We start from the raw sequence: 16,129 nt of genomic DNA, 5'->3' as shown, positions 1-16,129 counted from the left end.
GGGATGGTGTCGGGTGCGCCGAAATTGACCATGTCGAGCGCGCCGACCGAGCCGACATAGGGCACACGGGTGCGGATAACAGCGCCGAAGCGATCCTCCGTGGCGGGAAACACGCCGCCCATCAGGAGGTCACAGATCTCGGTCGTGGTGAGATCGATCACGCCGGCGAGCTGGCCGGACTCGACCAGCTTCTCCATCGAGCGGCCGCCGACACCGGTGGCATGGAAGACGAGACATTCGAAGTCGCCGCGCAAATCGGCGGCAATCTTCGAGACCGCCGGCGTGGTGACGCCGAACATGGTGATGCCGACCGAGGGCAAGGCGGCGCTAGTACTTCGCTCGCTGGTCTCGCGTTGATCGAGTCGCGCCTTGACCATGCCGGCGATCGCATGGGCGCCGTTCGACAGCACCGCGCGCGAAATCGAGTTGAGACCCTGCACGTCGGTGACCGAATACATCATGGTGATGTCGGCGGGGCCGACATAGGGGCCCACGTCGCCCGAAGCGACAGAGGAGATGATCAGTTTTGGCACCCCGACCGGAAGGGCACGCATGGCCGGCGCGACCAGCGATGCCGCGCCCGAGCCGCCCGCCGAGATCACACCGGCGATATTGCCCTGGCGCTTGATCCAGTTCGCGAACGCATCCGCCATCGCCGTCACCGCAACACCGCGGTCCGGGCCGAACACGGCAGAGCCACCGCGGCCGTGATTCAGCGCGATCTCCTGGGCCGAGACATCGCACGTGGCGTGCTTGCCGCTGGTGGAGACGTCGACCAGGCGGGTGCGGAGGCCGGTCTCCGCAATGATATCGCGGATGAAGCGCAGTTCCGTGCCCTTGGTGTCGAGCGTGCCGACGACCAGCACGACGGGCGGCCCCGAAGCCTCCGTCGTCACCGGCTCGCGCCTGCGCCGCGCCGTCTCGTCGAGGCGCGCGACCTGGGTCGAGAGCGTACGTGCCGCGGCCTCGATACGTCCGATCGGGACCGGCTGCGACCAGCGTGTCGGCGTGACAGGATTGGAAATGTAGATGCGGATCGGGCCGCTGCTACGCGCAGGCTGCGGGGCCGGCTTCGAGTCGCTGTCAGCGGCGGGCGCATCAATGTCCGGTTCGAGTTCGGCGTGAAGCCCGACACCGAGCAGGCGCTGCTGCAACTCGCGGTCGGCGGCGAGCCGCACAGAGTCGATGATGCGATTGATGCGGCCGTTGACCATGATCGCGACATTGCGCGAGATGGCAGTGGCGACACCGATGTTCTGCTCGATCACGAGTACGGACATATCGCCGTCCTCGCCGAGCTGGATCAACATTTCCTCGACCTGGGCGACGATGACGGGCGCAAGCCCCTCGGTCGGCTCGTCCATGATCAGCAGATGCGGATTGGTCAGCAGCGCGCGCGAGATCGCGAGCATCTGCTGCTCGCCGCCGGAGAGCTGGCCACCGCCATGGTCCCGTCGTTCGGCGAGCCGCGGGAAGGTGTCGTAGATGCGCTCGACCGTCCAGGCGCCGGCGCGCATGCCGCCGGCGAGCCGCAGATGCTCGTCGACGCTGAGCGAGCGCCAGAGCCGGCGGCCCTGCGGGACGTAGCCGACGCCGAGCCGCGCGATCTGGGCCGGTGGCCTCCGTGTGATGTCCTCGCCGCGGACGCGGATCGATCCGCCGCTGACCGGCACAAGGCCCATGATCGCCTTGCACAGCGTGGTCTTGCCCATGCCGTTGCGGCCGACCACGGAGAACACGCCCGTGTCGAGAGAGAGGTCGACGCCCTGCAAGGCATGCGAATGGCCGTAATAGACATCGAGACCGCGGACCTCGAGTGCTGCGGGGGAGCGGCGGACGTCACTCATGGCCGCCTCCGAGGTAGAGTTCCTGCACCTCGGGGTCGGACTGGATCTCTTCCGGCACGCCCTCCTTGAAGATGCGGCCGTTATGCATCATCGTCACGCTCTCGACGACGCGCAGCGCCACGTCCATGTCGTGCTCGATGATGATATAGCCGATATGGTCCGGCAGCGAGGTGAGGATCTCCACCAGCTCGCCGCGTTCGGTCGGCGAGAGACCGGCGGCCGGCTCGTCGAACAGCACGAAGCGCGGCGCACCTGCGAGCGCCAAGGCGATCTCGAGCTGACGCTGCTGTCCATGCGCAAGCTCGGCGACGCGCTGGTCCTTCACCGCGCTCAAATGCACCGCCTGCACCAGATTGTCAGCGGCGTGCATCAACGCATCGTTCTGCCCAGGCCGCAGGAACGAGAACCGGCCGCGCGAGACCCCGCGGCAGGCGAGGTAAACATTTTCCTGCACGGTGAGGCCCGGGAACAGCGCGGAGATCTGATAGGTGCGCCTGAGCCCGCGGCGGATGCGCTCATAGGGCGGGAAGTGCGTGACATCCTCGCCGAAAAAGCGGATCGTGCCTGATGTCGGTGGGAAGTCGCCGGTGATGCAGTTGAACAGCGTGGTCTTGCCGGCGCCGTTGGAGCCGAGCACGGCGCGCCGTTCGCCGGGGCGCACCGTGATGGTGATGTCGGTGAGCGCCGCCAGTGCGCCGAACAGCCGGGTGACGCCGCGCAGCTCGAGCGCCGCACCGGCACCGACTGCGGAAAGGCGCTGGGCGACACTATCCATGGCGGCGCCCTCCGCCCGCGGGATCCGGCTGAAGACGATGGCTCCGACGCCAGCGCTGCCACAGGCCGATCACGCCGTCCGACGACCAGAACACGATGGCGAGGAAGCCGAGTCCGATCAGCAGGCGGAAACGGTTGCCGTCGAGCCCGATCTTGACCAGGAAGTCGAGCGCGAAGGTGCGCAGGAGCACGAAGACCAGTGCGCCGATATAGGGCCCGACCGGCCGCGTGATGCCGCCGACCACGGCGATGATAAGGATATCGATACAGGCGCCGACGCTGACCGAGCCCGGCGAGATCTGGCGATAGTTCCAGACCTGCAGCACGCCCGCGAGGCCCGCGATGAAAGAGGCGACGGCATAGGCTGCGACGCGATGCGCATTGACGTTGAAGCCGAGCGCGGCCATGCGGCGCGGATTGTCGCGGACGCCCTGCAGCGCCAGGCCGAACGGCGCGCGGGAGATGTAGTCAACCGCGAAATAGCAGAGCGCGGCGATCGCAAGCACGACATAATAGAAGGGAATGTCCGCCCGCCAGTCGACGTCCCAGAAATGCGGCGTCGCGACATTGTTGATGCCGGTGTGGCCGTTGAAGATCGCCCAGTTCTGGTTGGTGAAGTAATAGAAGGCCGCGCCGATCGCGAGCGTGATCATGATGGTGTAGATGCCCTCGGTCCGCACCGCGAGCGCGCCGCCGAGCGTGCCGAAGAGCGTCGCCAGCGTCAGCGCCATCGGCACCGCCAGCCACCACGGCCAGCCCAGGCTGATATTGGCGTTGCCGCTGACGCCGAACACCGCGACCATGTAGGCGCAGAAGCCCGCGATGGTCAGCTGCATCAGGCTGACCATGCCGCCATAGCCGGCGAGAAACATCAGGCTGAGCGCGATGGTGCCGAGGATCAGCGTAGTCGCAAAGATCTCGATCAGGAAGAAGCCGTTGGCGATCAGGGGCATGATCAGGAGAATGACCGCCACGATCCAGGCCGCGGGATTGTCGATGTCGGGCCAGCCACGCACGGCCGGCCGCTGCGCCGTCGCGGCGGAGTTTCGGACCTGAATGGGCGCATCGTGGGTGACCGACATGTCAGCGCCTCGCAAGCAGGCCCTGCGGCCGAAGCGCCAGCACCAGCACCATGATCAGAAAGGTCACGACGATGGCGTAGGTCGGGATGTAGACCGAGCCGAGCTGCTCGGCGAGGCCGATGATCAGCGCGCCGAGCGCGGCCCCCGGGATCGAGCCCATGCCGCCGACGATCACGACGACGAGCGAGGCGAGCAGGAAGCGGATGTCCTCGCCGGGTGAGAGCGACTGGAAGGTGCCGCCAACCACGCCGGCGATGCCGGCAAGGCCGGCGCCGAGCGCAAAGACCAGCACGAAGACGACCTGGATACGCACGCCGGTCGCGGCGAGAATGTCGCGATCGTCGACGCCGGCGCGGACGATCATTCCGATCCGGGTGCGGTTGAGCGCGAGCCACATCGCGATGCCGATGATCACGGAAGCCAGGAAGATCACGAGGCGTACCAGCGGGTAGCGCAGGTAAACCGGTTCGCCCGAGGATTTCACCGCGGTGATCAGCGGCAGCTCGATCGGACCGATCAGCCAGTTAGGTGTCTGGATCTGGTAGAAGTCGCCGCCGCAGGCCCACAGCATGAGATCGGCGAACACGATCGAGAGCCCGATCGTCACCATGGTCTGGCGCAGATCCTGGCCCTCCATGCGGCGAAATACGAGGACCTGAAGCAGCACGCCGACCAGTGCCGTCAGGATGAAGGCCACAATGAAAGACAGGATCCAGGAGCCGGTCGAGGCGCTGATGGCGTAGCCGACATAGCCGCCGAACAGGTAGAGCGAGCCGTGCGCGAGGTTCACATTGCGCATCAGGCCGAAGATCAGCGTGAAACCGCTGGCGACGAGAAAATAGAGGCCGCCGAGCGTGATGCCGTTGAAGAGCGCGTTGAGGAATACCCGCTTGCGGCCGATGGCCTCTTCGAGGCCGGGCGGCCACACCGCGAAGATCAACCACAGCGCCACGGCGACCGCGATGATGACGATCAGCGCCCAGGCAGGATGGCGCTCGACAAAGCGGGTCATGATCGCCGCTCCGTCTTCCCCTCTCCCCGCAAGCGGGGCGAAGGGGCACGCAGACCGTTGCCGGCCGCAAGCCCTGCCATGATTATGCGCTCCCTACCGTGCACGATCCTCTTGCCGGGATCGCGTTCCGCCTATCCTAATGGGGCTGACAGAGGGGCATTTGATCGTGAGTATCTTTTCGCGCGCCCCTTAGGCGCGCAAAACCTTGGCCGCGCGGCGATAATCCGTCGGCGCCATGCCGACATTGGCGGCGAAGAAGCGGGTGAAACCGCTCTGCGAGGAGAAACCGAGATCGAAGCCGATGTCGGCGATCGGCACCTCGCTCGCCACCAGCGCCTCCAGCGCCTGCTCCATCATCAGCGTGTTGAGATAGAGGTGGGGCGTGACCCCGGTCTGGGTGCGGAACAGCCGATAGAAGTGCGGTCGCGACAGTCCGGATTCGCGCGCGATGGTGTCGAGCTCGATCTCGGCGCCGGGGCTCTCCGACATCATCTTGATGCATTTGCGCACGCGAAAATCGGTGACCGAACCGTTGGCACGCGGATCGCGCGCGATCCTGGCCTGTTGCCAGCTTTCGTCGTAACAGACGTCGATCAGACGTCTCAGCTCGCCGTCGAGGCTGTTGAGCGAGGGGGCACCGCACACGAGGGCGGCAGCATGCCTGATTTGCCTGTCAAGCGCCTGCGTCCGGGTGAATTGCGTCCGACCGAAGCGCAGCCGGTCGGCGCCGGGCACATCGGGCGCAAACCACTCCGCATTGACATAGAGCACGAAGAAGACAGCACCGCCGTCGAGATCGGAGGGCAGGAAATTGTGCGGCTCCCATGGATTGACCGCAACCACGGAACTTTCCGTGAGCTCGTAACGTCCATCGCTGACGTCGATGGATGCGGGACGCCCCCCGACATGGAAGATCAAATGACCTTCGCGATGTGCGTGGATATTGAAAGGGCGGTTCAACTGATAGACCGTCGCCCGGCCGAAACGGCCGTGGAAGACGGCGAGCGCGCGGCTCATGCCTTCCCTCCCAGTAGCTCTTGCTTTTCCGACAGCGTTCAACAACCTGGGAGAGAATGCAAGGGGGAGCAATATAGCGCCCTTTGCAAACCTCTCCCTGGCCAGTCATCGCTCGCGAACGAGACTACGTCAGTACTTCTTACATTCCGGTACTGTACGGCTTGGCAAACCAATCTTGGCGAACACCGCGGGGTCGTAGCCCAGCGTCTGGTTCACGTCCGGGATCACCTTCACGACTTTCGAGAACAGCGCGCCCTTGCCGTCGTCGACCACTTCGGTGACGAAATTTGTGCCGATCGCCTGACGGTTGGAATCGAGCTTGATTTTGCCGTTGGGTGCATCGAGCTCGATCTTGGCAAGGGCTTCCTTGTACTTGGCCTGGTTGTTGGAGAGATCGCCATTGACCTGGCGGAGCGCCAGGATCAACGCCATGGTCGAGCCATAGTAGTTGGTGGCGAGCAGCGACGGGCTCGGGAAGCGCTTGTTCGGCGGGAAGGCGTCCTGATAATCCTTCACGAACTTCTGCCAGCGCGGATCTTCCCAGGTATCGGCTTGGCCGCTCGCAGCCAGCGTGCCGATCAGTGCGCTCTTGGCATTGCCCTTGGACGACAGAATGGTCTGGTCGATCATGATCGAGCCACCCATCAGATGCGCCTTGCCGCCGGCCTGCTGATATTGGTTGAGGAAGTTGACGGCATCCGCGCCGCCGAGGCCGAGATAGATTGCGTCGACATCGTCGGGCAGGGCGGCGATGACCGAGGCAAAGTCCTTGGTGCCGAGCGGCACCCATTGCCGGTTGGTGACCTGGCCGCCGGCGCCGCAAAATTCGAGCACGAGGCCGAACACCTGGGTGTAGATGAACGAGTAGTCTTCGCCGACGGTCGCGATCTTTCGGTAACCCTTGGTCTCATAGGCATACTTGCCGAGGCCCACCTGCCACTGTGCGCCGTCCATGTTGTAGCGGAAGAAGTTCGGCGCAGGATCGACATAGGTCGTTTCCTGGGCGCCCGAGGCGGCGTTGATGAAAGTCAGCTCGGGGTGGGTCTTGGCGAAGTTCTTGACCGCGATGCCTTCGTCTCCGGACAGCGGTGACAGCAGGATCTGCACCTTGTCCTGCTCGATCAGCTTTCGCACCGCGCGGACCGCGGAATCAGGTGTGGCGTCGGTCGAGGCGATGACGAATTCGAGCTCCTTGTCGCCGACCTTCTTGCCGAGCACGTTGAGTGCGGTCTGGAAACCGCGGATGCCGTCCTCGCCAAGGACGGTGTAGGTACCTTCGAGCGTCGCGGTGACGCCGACCTTGATCTTTTCCTGTGCGAAGGCGGTGCCCGACAATAGCAGGCTGCTCAGCGCAATCAGTCCTAGACTGCCTTTCAACATTGCTCTCCTCCCTGGGGCGTTCTTGTCGTTGTTCGGCACCGCACCTCGCGCAACCGCCGCGTGGTGCGATGCTTTTGCAAGGTCGGCGCTTCTTGGGAGGAAGGCTAACCGAACTCGGATGCAGCGCACGCGTCGAAGCCGTGTGCGGCTTAACGGGCAGTCTCATTTTGAATGGTGCGTCGCAAATCGTTCCGCGGTGCAGCAGGTTCGCGCGTTCCGCACGCGGACTGGCGCTGCGTCTGACGTCACGTGCGGATCACAAAACCCTGGGCGAGGTGATTTCGCACGAAATAGATCATCGCCATTCCGGGGACGAGAGCGAGGACGGTCATGGCCATGACGAGGCCGAAATCGGTGCGGAAGCCGAACAGAGCGTTGATGGCCATGGTGATCGGCTTGCCGCCTGTGGTCGTCAGGATACGAGCCAGTACCACCTCCACCCAGGAAAAGATGAAGCAGAAGAAGGCGGCCACGCCGATGCCCGGCGCGATCGCCGGAACGAGGTGGCGGAAGAAGAAGCCGGGAAGCGAATGGCCGTCCAGGAAGGCCGTCTCGTCGAACTCGCGCGGCACCGAGGCGATGAAGCCCTCCAGAATCCAGATCGCGATCGGAATGTTGAAGACGCAGTGAACCAGCGCGATGCCGACCGGGGTATTCTCCAGGCCGATCTGCGCGAACAGAACGAAGATCGGCAGCGACAGCACGACGGTCGGCGTGATGCGAAACACCAGCAGCAGGAAGAACAGCTGCCGGTCGCCGATGAAGCTGTAGCGGGCGAACGCATAGGCGGCGGGCAATCCGACGCCGAGGCAAAGTGCGACGTTCAGGACGACATAGATGATGGAGTTGAGAATCGATTGTTTCAGAATCGGCGAATGAAGGATGTTCTGGTAATTGACGAGGCTGAAATGCCCCTCCGTAATCCCGGCTCGGGGCAAGGTGGATACGAGGCTGGTGATGATCGTCTGCGCCAGCGGCACCAGGACGAAGGCGCCGACCACCACGAACAGTGCAATGCGCCCGAGCGATCTCAGCGACTTCACTTGGCGGGCTCCATCGCGACGGGCGCCCTTGTGCTCGTGGCTGCCTTGAAGGTCCATGCGACCGTCAGAACGATCAGGAAATAGACCATCGAGCGGGCGGCTGAGGGTCCGTAGTTGAACGCCTGAATCTCCTCGCCGAGATCGAGACTGAGGAATGCGGTGGCGCTGTCGGGGCCTCCGGCGTTGATGCGGAAGGCTTCGACATAGATCATGAAGCTGTCCATGAAGCGAAGCAGAACCGCCATCGACAGCACGGTCTTCATCTTCGGCAGCTGGATGAAGCGAAACACCTGCCATTGCGATGCGGCATCGATGGCTGCGGCCTGATAGTAGGCGGGCGAAATGCCGGAGATGCCGGCATAGGCAAGCACGACGACCAGGCCGAGCCAATGCCAGGTGTCCATCACCACAAGCACGATCCAGGTGTGCAGCGGGTTGAACTTGTAGTCGAAACCCGCGCCCAGCCAGGCCAGCAACCGGCCGGCAAGACCGGCATTGGGATTGATGAAGTTGAGCCAGATCACCGGGATCATGTTCCAGGGCACCACCAGCGGCAGGGTGATCAGGACGAGGACGGTGCTGACGATGAAGCGATGCGATCGCTGCAGCAAAAGCGCAATCCAGATGCCGAGCGGCAGCTGGATCGAGAGCACGATGGCCGCAAACAGAAAGCTTCGCAATAGGCTCGCGTAGAAGCGCTCCGACGTGACGATGTTGCGGTACCAGTCGAGGCCGACCCAATAGGGATTGTTCAGGCTGAACAGGTCCTGAAAGGAGTAATTGGTGACGGCGACCAGAGGGAGGATGCCGACGAAGGTCATGATGACCAGCGCGGGGAGCACCAGGAACCAGGCTCTGTTGTCGTAGGGCTTCATTTCGAACGATTGCAACGGGGACGCGCCCGGTCACGAAAAAGGGCCTCGATTGACACCGAGGCCCTTCAGCATTCCCGATCGAGGGTGAGTTAGCGCCTCACACGGTCCAAATCCAAGAGGCGGTAGCGCAGCCCAGTTCCGCGCGGTGCTCATGCGCGGTTGATCAGCTCCGATACCAGCTCCCCAGATTCCACGTCGTCACATCCCAGCCCGAGATATCCGTCATGAGGTTGTTGACGGCGCCGCCGACGATGTAGCGCGACAGCAGCGGGAGAAACACGTCTGCTTCGCAGAAGATCTCGTTCACCTTGATCAGCAGCGCGGCGCGCTTGACCGGATCGAGCTCCTGCTGTGCGGCCTTGTAGGCCTTGTCTGCCTCTGGATCGGACCAGCGCGAGACATTGCGGCCGAGCCATTTGTTGTCCTTGCTCGCGATCTCCCAGGAGACGCACTGGTTCAGGAACCGCTCCGGATCGGGCTGCGGCATCGTGGTGTTGTACATCTCCATGTCGCAATAGAATTTCGAGTAGGTGTCCGGGTTGCCGACATCGGACGAGAAGAACACCGAGGCGGTGACCGATTTGAGCTCGATCTCGATGCCGGCTTTCTGGCAGGCCTGCTTGACGATGGCCTGCGTCTTCTGGCGCGGGGCGTTGGTCGAGGTCTGGAAGACGTATTTGAGCTTCTTGCCGTCCTTCTCGCGGATTCCGTCCGCGCCCATCTTCCAGCCGGCCACGTCAAGGATCTTGTTCGCCTTGTCGATGTTGAACTCGTAAGCAAGCTTGGGCGACTTGAACTGCGTCGGCTGGTTGACGAAGCTCGCGGTGGCGACGGCAGCGCGGCCATAGATGAATTTCTGGATTCCGTCGCGGTCGATCAGCAGGTTGATCGCTCGGCGTACCGCCGGGTCCGATAGCGTCGGGTGCTTGGTCTTCGCGTTGGAGCGTTCGCCGTCGACTTCGGTCCACGGGTCCGTTGTGTTGAGAATCATGAACTCGACGCCGCCGGCGGTCGTGAACTCCACCTTGCCCTTGCCGCCGGCCTCCATGCGCTTGAGGATCTCGTCCTCGACCAGCAGGTTCCAGGCATAGTCGTATTCGCCGGTCTGGAGCACGGCGCGCGCAGCGGAGACCGCATCGCCGCCACCCTTGATCTCGAACTTATCGAAATACGGCTGGTTCTTGACGTGATAGTCGGGATTGCGTTCGGCGCGAACCAGATCGCCCGGTTTGAACTCGACGAATTTGTAGGGGCCGGTGCCGACCGGCTTCAGATTGCCCGGCGCATCGCGCGACTTCGCGCCGGCATAATCGGCGAAATGATGTTTTGGCAGGATCTGGCCGACCGAGCCGACGAAGGGATCGGCCCAGAACGGGGTCGGCGCCTTGAAGATCACCTTGACGGTGTAGTCGTCGATCTTCTCGACCGTGATGTTCTGATAGGACCCGGTGGTGTAGGCGGCGGTGGCGAGATCGGCGGCGTAAGCCCACGTGAAGACGACGTCGTCGGCGGTGAACGGCTTGCCGTCGTGCCACTTCACGCCTTGCTTCAGCTTCCAGATCACGCTGGTGCCGTCGGCCGAGAGGCCGCCATTGGCTTTGGTCGGGACTTCGGCGGCAAGGCAGGGGATGAGGTTGCCTTCCCTATCCCAGCCGGCGAGCGGCTCGAAGAAGACGCGCGAGGCGACCTGGTCCTTGGTGCCGAGCGCGAAATGCGGATTGAGCAGGGTGGGGGCCTGCCAGACCAGCATCTTGAGCGGACCGCCGCCGCCGGCCTTGGTCGGCTTGTAGGCGAGCGTGGCGTCGGCCATCGCCACGTCGTTCCAGAGCAGGATCTGGCTGGCGAGCGGCGCAGCGATGCCGACCGCGCCCATGGCCTGGATGAACGAGCGCCGCGACAGCGTGCCCTGCTTCACCTCCGCGATGAATCCGCGGATGTCGTTTTCGTCCATCAGATGACCTCCACCTGCCACAAGAACAGTCGTCACCGGCGCCCCATCATGTGGCATCCAGGCCGAGGCGGCAATGTCGGCAAAGGTCGAAGGCGTGCGGCGAAATAGCGAGGGCGGTCCCTTTCCAAGTTCGAAGCCGGGCAGAAGATCGATATTGTCGCGCCTTGCTCCGTCATTGCGAGCGCAGCGAAGCAATCCAGAATCTCTCCGCGGTGGTGGTCTGGATTGGTTCGCTGCGCTCGCAACGACGCTGTGGAGGCATTCTGCTCCCTCAAGGCCTGCATCTCGCGGGATGCCGCCATGCGCCTGGTTCCCGCTCTCGGTAATCCATTGCCCTGCACGTGCGGCCCTCATTATGTTAACGCGATGATTGCGACCGGAGCAGCCTGCGCGGCGCGTTCCGCGATGAGGGCCACGCGATGGACGATATGATCGGCTTCCCCGACCCCGGCCTCGATTTGTCCGATGGATTCAAGCCGCACACCTCGCATTGGGGCGTGTTTTCGGCACGCAACGGCAAGGCTGGGCTGGAGGTGAGGGCCTATGCGGGCGATCCCGATCCAAACGGCATCATCGACAATTTCCCGGGTGCCTTGCGCCATCAGGCGCGCATCGCCCAGCCGGCCATCCGCCGTGGCTGGCTCGAGCGCGGGCCCGGTCCCGACAACCGGCGCGGCCGCGATGAATTCGTCTCCGTCAGCTGGGAGAAGGCGCTCGATCTGCTCGGCGACGAGCTGGCGCGCATCCGCGACACGCGCGGCCCCGGCGCCGTGTTCGGCGGCTCCTATGGCTGGGCCAGCGCGGGTCGCTTTCATCACGCGCAGAGCCAGGTGCACCGCTTCCTCAACATCGCGATGGGCGGCTATGTCCGCTCGGTGAATTCCTATTCCTCCGGCGCATCCTCGGTGCTGCTGCCGCAGATCATGGCGGGCTACGAGGACATCACCAAGCGCAACGTCACCTGGCAGCAGATCGCTGATGAGACCGAGATCGTGCTGGCGTTCGGCGGCATGGCCTTGAAGAACTCGATGGTGGCCGGCGGCTCGATCAGCAAGCATGTCGAGCGTGGCGCGATGGCGGCGGCACGCCGGCGCGGCTGCGAATTCATCCTGATGAGCCCGCTTCGCGAAGACCTGCCGGTCGAGGCCGGCGCGGAATGGATGACCTGCATCCCCGGCACCGATACCGCGTTGATGCTCGGCGTGGTCCACACACTGGTCAGCGAGGGTCTGCACGATCAGGCCTTCCTCGATCGCTATACCGAGGGCTGGCCGGTGTTCTTGCGCTATCTCACCGGAGAGAGCGACGGTCAGGCCAAGGACGCGACATGGGCGGCTGCGATCTGCGGTATCGAGGCCGATGCGATCCGCAACCTGGCGCGGCGCCTCGTCGGCAAGCGCGCGCTCATCACCGTCTCGCACTCACTGCAGCGCGCCGAGCACGGCGAGCAACCGGTGTGGATGGGCATGGTGCTCGCTGCGGTGCTGGGCCAGATCGGGCTTCCCGGCGGCGGCTACGCCTATTCGCTGGGCGCGATCGGCTATTACGGCCGCCGCGTCAACGACGTGCCGGGGCCGACGCTCGGGCAGGGGCGCAACGGCGTCAGGGATTTCATTCCGGTGGCGCGCATCGCCGACATGCTGCTCAATCCGGGCAGCACCTATCGCTACAATGGCGAGACGCGGACCTATCCGGACATCCGCCTGGTCTACTGGGCCGGCGGCAATCCCTTCCATCACCACCAGGACATCAACCGCCTGCGCAGGGCGTTTTCGCAGGTCGACACGCTGGTCGTCCACGAACTCGCCTGGACCGCAACCGCGCGCCACGCCGACGTCGTGCTGCCCTCGACGATGACGCTGGAACGCGATGACATCGGTTATTCCAGCAACGACCCCCTGATGGTCGCGATGCACCGCATCGCCGAGCCGTTCGGGCTTGCGCGTGACGATTACGAGATCTTTGCCGACCTCGCCGATCGCCTCGGCGCTCGCGAGCCGTTCACCGAGGGGCGCACCTCGCGGCAATGGCTGGAGCATCTCTACGAGCCGACCCGCGCCTCGCTCGCCAAGCGCGGCCTTGAAGCTCCGAGTTTCGAGGAGTTCTGGCGGCGCGGCAGCCTGGTCGTGCCGCAGCAGCCCGACGATGGTGGCCGCTTGCGCAGCTTCCGTGAGGATCCGGTTGCGCATCCGCTGCCGACGCCGAGCGGGCGCATCGAGATCTACTCCGCGAAGATCGCCGGACATGGCGATGCGGATTGTCCTGGCCATCCGGTCTGGCTCGAAAAGAGCGATGTGCCCAAGCCTGCTGCGCCGTGCTTCCTCGTCGCCAATCAGCCGGTGACGCGGCTGCACAGCCAGCTCGACTTCGGTGGGCATTCGCTTGGCGCCAAGCATCGCGGCCGCGAGGTCGCGCGCATGAATCCGCGCGATGCGAACGCACGCAGCATCGTCGATGGCGACATCATCCGCCTGTTCAACGAGCGCGGCGCGTGCCTCGCCGCCGTTCACGTCACCGACGACATTGCGCCCGGTGTCGTGCAGCTGCCGACCGGTGCCTGGTACGATCCGATGGATCCTGAAGACGACGCCCCGCTCTGCGTCCACGGCAATCCCAACGTGCTGACGCGCGACATCGGCACCTCGTCCTTTGCGCAAGGCTGTACCGGCCAGCTCACGACGGTGGAGGTTGAGAAGTTCACCGGCAATCTGCCGCCGATCCGGGCGTTCGATCCGGTGTAGCCTAACCGTCTTTGAAAAAGGAAACTGGACCGCCGCCTGACGGCAGGGTCAGGTGGCGGCCCAGTGCGAACTCAGCGAACTTGGGGAAGTTGTAAGGCCGCGCGCAGACGCTAGCCCGGCCGCCGCGGGCATATCAAGTTTCGCTGTGTTGCAACGGCCAGGGATTGATTGCAGCCGCCTCCAAACCGCCACAGATGGCCGCCGGATATTTCGAATGGATCAGCTTTCGCTGGCGATTGTTACCGCCGTCTCCGCCGCATCCTCCAGGATCTCGTCGGACAATTTCCTGTCGTTGACCGCGCGCGCCAGTTGCAGGGCGCCGACCGTAATCGAATAGATCGCGATCGCCTTGCGCCGGCGCTCTTTGGCCGAGCCCTGCCTGATCTGCTCGGCCATCAGCGAGATGATGTCGGCGACCTTGCCGGTGAAAGCATCGCGCGTCGCCTTGGGATGTCGCGCGACCTCCGCCACCAGGGCAGCGGTCGGGCAGCCGTTGCCGGGGCGGTCGCGGTGTCGCGTCGAAAGGTAGTCGCGGATCGCGGTTTCGAGCGCGATGCCGTTTTCCAGATTGGCCTTGTGCCGCTCCTCGCGTCTTGTGAGTGCGTCATTGAGCACCTCCCGCACCAGCTCCTCCTTGGAGGCGAAGTGCGTGTAGAAGGCGCCATTGGTGAGGCCCGCCTCCGACATGATGCCAGCGAGGCCGACCGCGGCAATTCCGCTCTCGCGGAACTGGGCGGAGGCGACATCGAGGATGTGCCGGCGGGTGTCGTCCTTGTGTCCTTTGTCGTAGCGCATGGGCCCTCGTTCGCTCCTGACGCCGGCCTCGAAGGTGCGGCCACGGGATCGTGAGCGACCTGCTATTGCATTACGATCATAATATTGCATTATAGCCGTAATGCAATGGCTGCGACCTTCTGCGGCCCGGGAAAAAGACAAACAGGACCGCAGGAATGTCTGTCGAGGATGCCATCGCCCCGCCCATGTCCGTCGTGGAGGCGGCCGCGCCTCGACCCGCGGCGACATCCGCTGACCAGCGCCGCGCTGCGCTGTTGACCGCTCCGATCCTGCCGACGCTGTTCAAGCTCGCGGCGCCGACCGTGACCGTCCTGGTGGCGCAGACCGCGGTGAACATTGCGGAGGCCTATTATGTCGGTTTTGTCGGCACCGATGCGCTGGCCGGCGCGGCACTGGTGTTCCCGATCTTCATGCTCATGACGATGATGTCGAACGGCGGGTTCGGCTCCGGCGTCGCCTCGTCGGTAGCGCGCGCGGTCGGCGCCGGCCGCCGGGGCGATGCCGACGCGGCGCTGTTCCATGCGATCGTGCTTGCGATCATTGCGGGTGCGGTGTTCACGCTGGGAGTGCACTTTGCCGGCCCGGCGCTGTTCCGTGTCCTTGGCGGGCGGGGCGGCGCGCTCGAAGCCGCCGTCAGCTATTCCAGCTATCTGTTCGCAGGCGCGATCCCTGTGTGGGTCGTCAACCTCCAGGCGGCCGCGCTGCGCGGCTCCGGGAACGTCAAAGTGCCGGCGCTTGTGACCTTGATCGGCGCAATCGTGACCATTCCGGTCTCGCCGCTGCTGATCTTCGGCTTCGGGCCGGTCCCGAGCCTCGGCATCGCCGGGGCCGGTCTTGCTTTCGGGCTCTATTACGGAGCGGCAATGCTATTCCTGCTGCGCTACATGTCCTCCGGTGCGTCCGGCCTGCGGCTGCACATCGTGCCGCTCCGTGCGAAGATCTTCGGCGATATGCTGAAGGTCGGCATCCCCACCGCTTTCAACGCCGTGTTGACCAATCTCACCGTGATCCTCGTCACCGGCGCGGTCGGCCTGTTCGGCACCTCGGCGCTCGCCGGTTACGGCATCGCCTCGCGGCTCGACTACATCATGATCCCGCTGCTGTTCGGCATCAGCACGGCGACGCTGACCATGGTCGGCGTCAACATGGGCGCCGGGCAGACCGCGCGGGCGCAAAGGATCGGCTGGGTCAGCGGCGCCGCCGGCCTGATCATGACCGGCTCCATCGGATTGCTGGTCGCGATCTTTCCGACGGCCTGGCTGCATCTCTTCAGCCATGACGCTGATGTCGTGAGCGAGGGCGTGACTTACTTGCGCATCGTCGCGCCGGCCTATGCGGCGCTGGGGTTCGGCTTCGTCACCTCCTTCGCGGCGCAGGGCACGGGCCGGGCGATGGGCCCGCTGATGTCCGCGGTCGCGCGCATCCTGATCGCGGCCGGCGGCGGCTGGATTGCGGTGGCTTATTTCGGCGCGGGCATGACCGGGCTCGCCAGCCTGATCACCGCGTCACTCGCCGCCTATGCGATGATCTGCGTGCTGATCATGCTGTCACCGTCGACCTGGGGTGCCGAGCGGCGTGCCTAGGTAGGGCTTTCACGCGGCTGGTCACGGCC

General features: G+C 64.5%; 12 protein-coding genes. 2 read left to right on the top strand and 10 right to left on the bottom strand.

Translation table 11 applies throughout. The annotated features are described in order from the left end of the window. The 9 genes from IF809_RS09100 to IF809_RS09060 form a co-directional block, all read right to left on the bottom strand. Window positions 1-1,847, bottom strand: a 1,847-nt coding sequence (locus IF809_RS09100) for a Tm-1-like ATP-binding domain-containing protein (protein ID WP_462837415.1), incomplete at its 3' end; no start/stop codon positions are given. Next, the gene (locus IF809_RS09095) at window positions 1,840-2,622 is read right to left on the bottom strand and encodes an ABC transporter ATP-binding protein (protein WP_128964422.1); all 783 of its coding nucleotides are present in this window, start codon (window positions 2,620-2,622) and stop codon (window positions 1,840-1,842) included. The genes IF809_RS09100 and IF809_RS09095, both read right to left, overlap by 8 nt. Further along, window positions 2,615-3,703 carry a branched-chain amino acid ABC transporter permease gene (locus tag IF809_RS09090; RefSeq protein ID WP_128964423.1) on the bottom strand — a complete coding sequence of 363 codons (1,089 nt, stop codon included), beginning with the start codon at window positions 3,701-3,703 and terminating at the stop codon, window positions 2,615-2,617. The genes IF809_RS09095 and IF809_RS09090 overlap by 8 nt, the downstream gene beginning before the upstream one ends. 1 nt (window position 3,704) lies before the next feature. Next, complete coding sequence (locus IF809_RS09085) at window positions 3,705-4,715, bottom strand: branched-chain amino acid ABC transporter permease (protein WP_462837414.1); 1,011 nt, start codon at window positions 4,713-4,715, stop codon at window positions 3,705-3,707. Between the two features lie 189 nt (window positions 4,716-4,904). Then, window positions 4,905-5,732, bottom strand: a complete 828-nt coding sequence (locus IF809_RS09080; protein WP_128964425.1) for an AraC family transcriptional regulator — start codon at window positions 5,730-5,732, stop codon at window positions 4,905-4,907. Window positions 5,733-5,861: 129 nt separating this feature from the next. Next, complete coding sequence (locus IF809_RS09075) at window positions 5,862-7,112, bottom strand: ABC transporter substrate-binding protein (RefSeq protein ID WP_128964426.1); 1,251 nt, start codon at window positions 7,110-7,112, stop codon at window positions 5,862-5,864. Between the two features lie 245 nt (window positions 7,113-7,357). Beyond that, window positions 7,358-8,155: a carbohydrate ABC transporter permease gene (locus IF809_RS09070; protein ID WP_244659239.1), complete on the bottom strand. Its 798-nt coding sequence runs from the start codon at window positions 8,153-8,155 to the stop codon at window positions 7,358-7,360. After that, window positions 8,152-9,030, bottom strand: a complete 879-nt coding sequence (locus tag IF809_RS09065; protein WP_128969187.1) for a carbohydrate ABC transporter permease — start codon at window positions 9,028-9,030, stop codon at window positions 8,152-8,154. The genes IF809_RS09070 and IF809_RS09065 overlap by 4 nt, the downstream gene beginning before the upstream one ends. A gap of 163 nt (window positions 9,031-9,193) precedes the next feature. Then, window positions 9,194-10,981, bottom strand: coding sequence for a peptide ABC transporter substrate-binding protein (locus IF809_RS09060; protein ID WP_462837413.1), 1,788 nt, complete (start codon window positions 10,979-10,981; stop codon window positions 9,194-9,196). A 419-nt stretch (window positions 10,982-11,400) separates the two neighbouring features. Between IF809_RS09060 and IF809_RS09055 the strand changes: the two genes are divergently transcribed. Further along, window positions 11,401-13,722: a molybdopterin guanine dinucleotide-containing S/N-oxide reductase gene (locus tag IF809_RS09055; protein WP_462837412.1), complete on the top strand. Its 2,322-nt coding sequence runs from the start codon at window positions 11,401-11,403 to the stop codon at window positions 13,720-13,722. A gap of 219 nt (window positions 13,723-13,941) precedes the next feature. Here the strand turns inward: IF809_RS09055 and IF809_RS09050 are convergent, their stop codons facing one another. Further along, window positions 13,942-14,517: a TetR/AcrR family transcriptional regulator gene (locus IF809_RS09050; RefSeq protein ID WP_462837411.1), complete on the bottom strand. Its 576-nt coding sequence runs from the start codon at window positions 14,515-14,517 to the stop codon at window positions 13,942-13,944. A gap of 155 nt (window positions 14,518-14,672) precedes the next feature. On the opposite strand from IF809_RS09050, the gene IF809_RS09045 reads away from it, so the two are divergent. Further along, complete coding sequence (locus tag IF809_RS09045) at window positions 14,673-16,100, top strand: MATE family efflux transporter (RefSeq protein ID WP_462837410.1); 1,428 nt, start codon at window positions 14,673-14,675, stop codon at window positions 16,098-16,100. Window positions 16,101-16,129: the final 29 nt, after the last annotated feature.

The sequence above is a fragment of the Bradyrhizobium sp. UFLA06-24 genome, assembly GCF_054967145.1.
The sequence above is the reverse complement of the archived record's forward strand: the minus strand, read 5'-3'. Positions and strand labels throughout refer to the sequence as shown.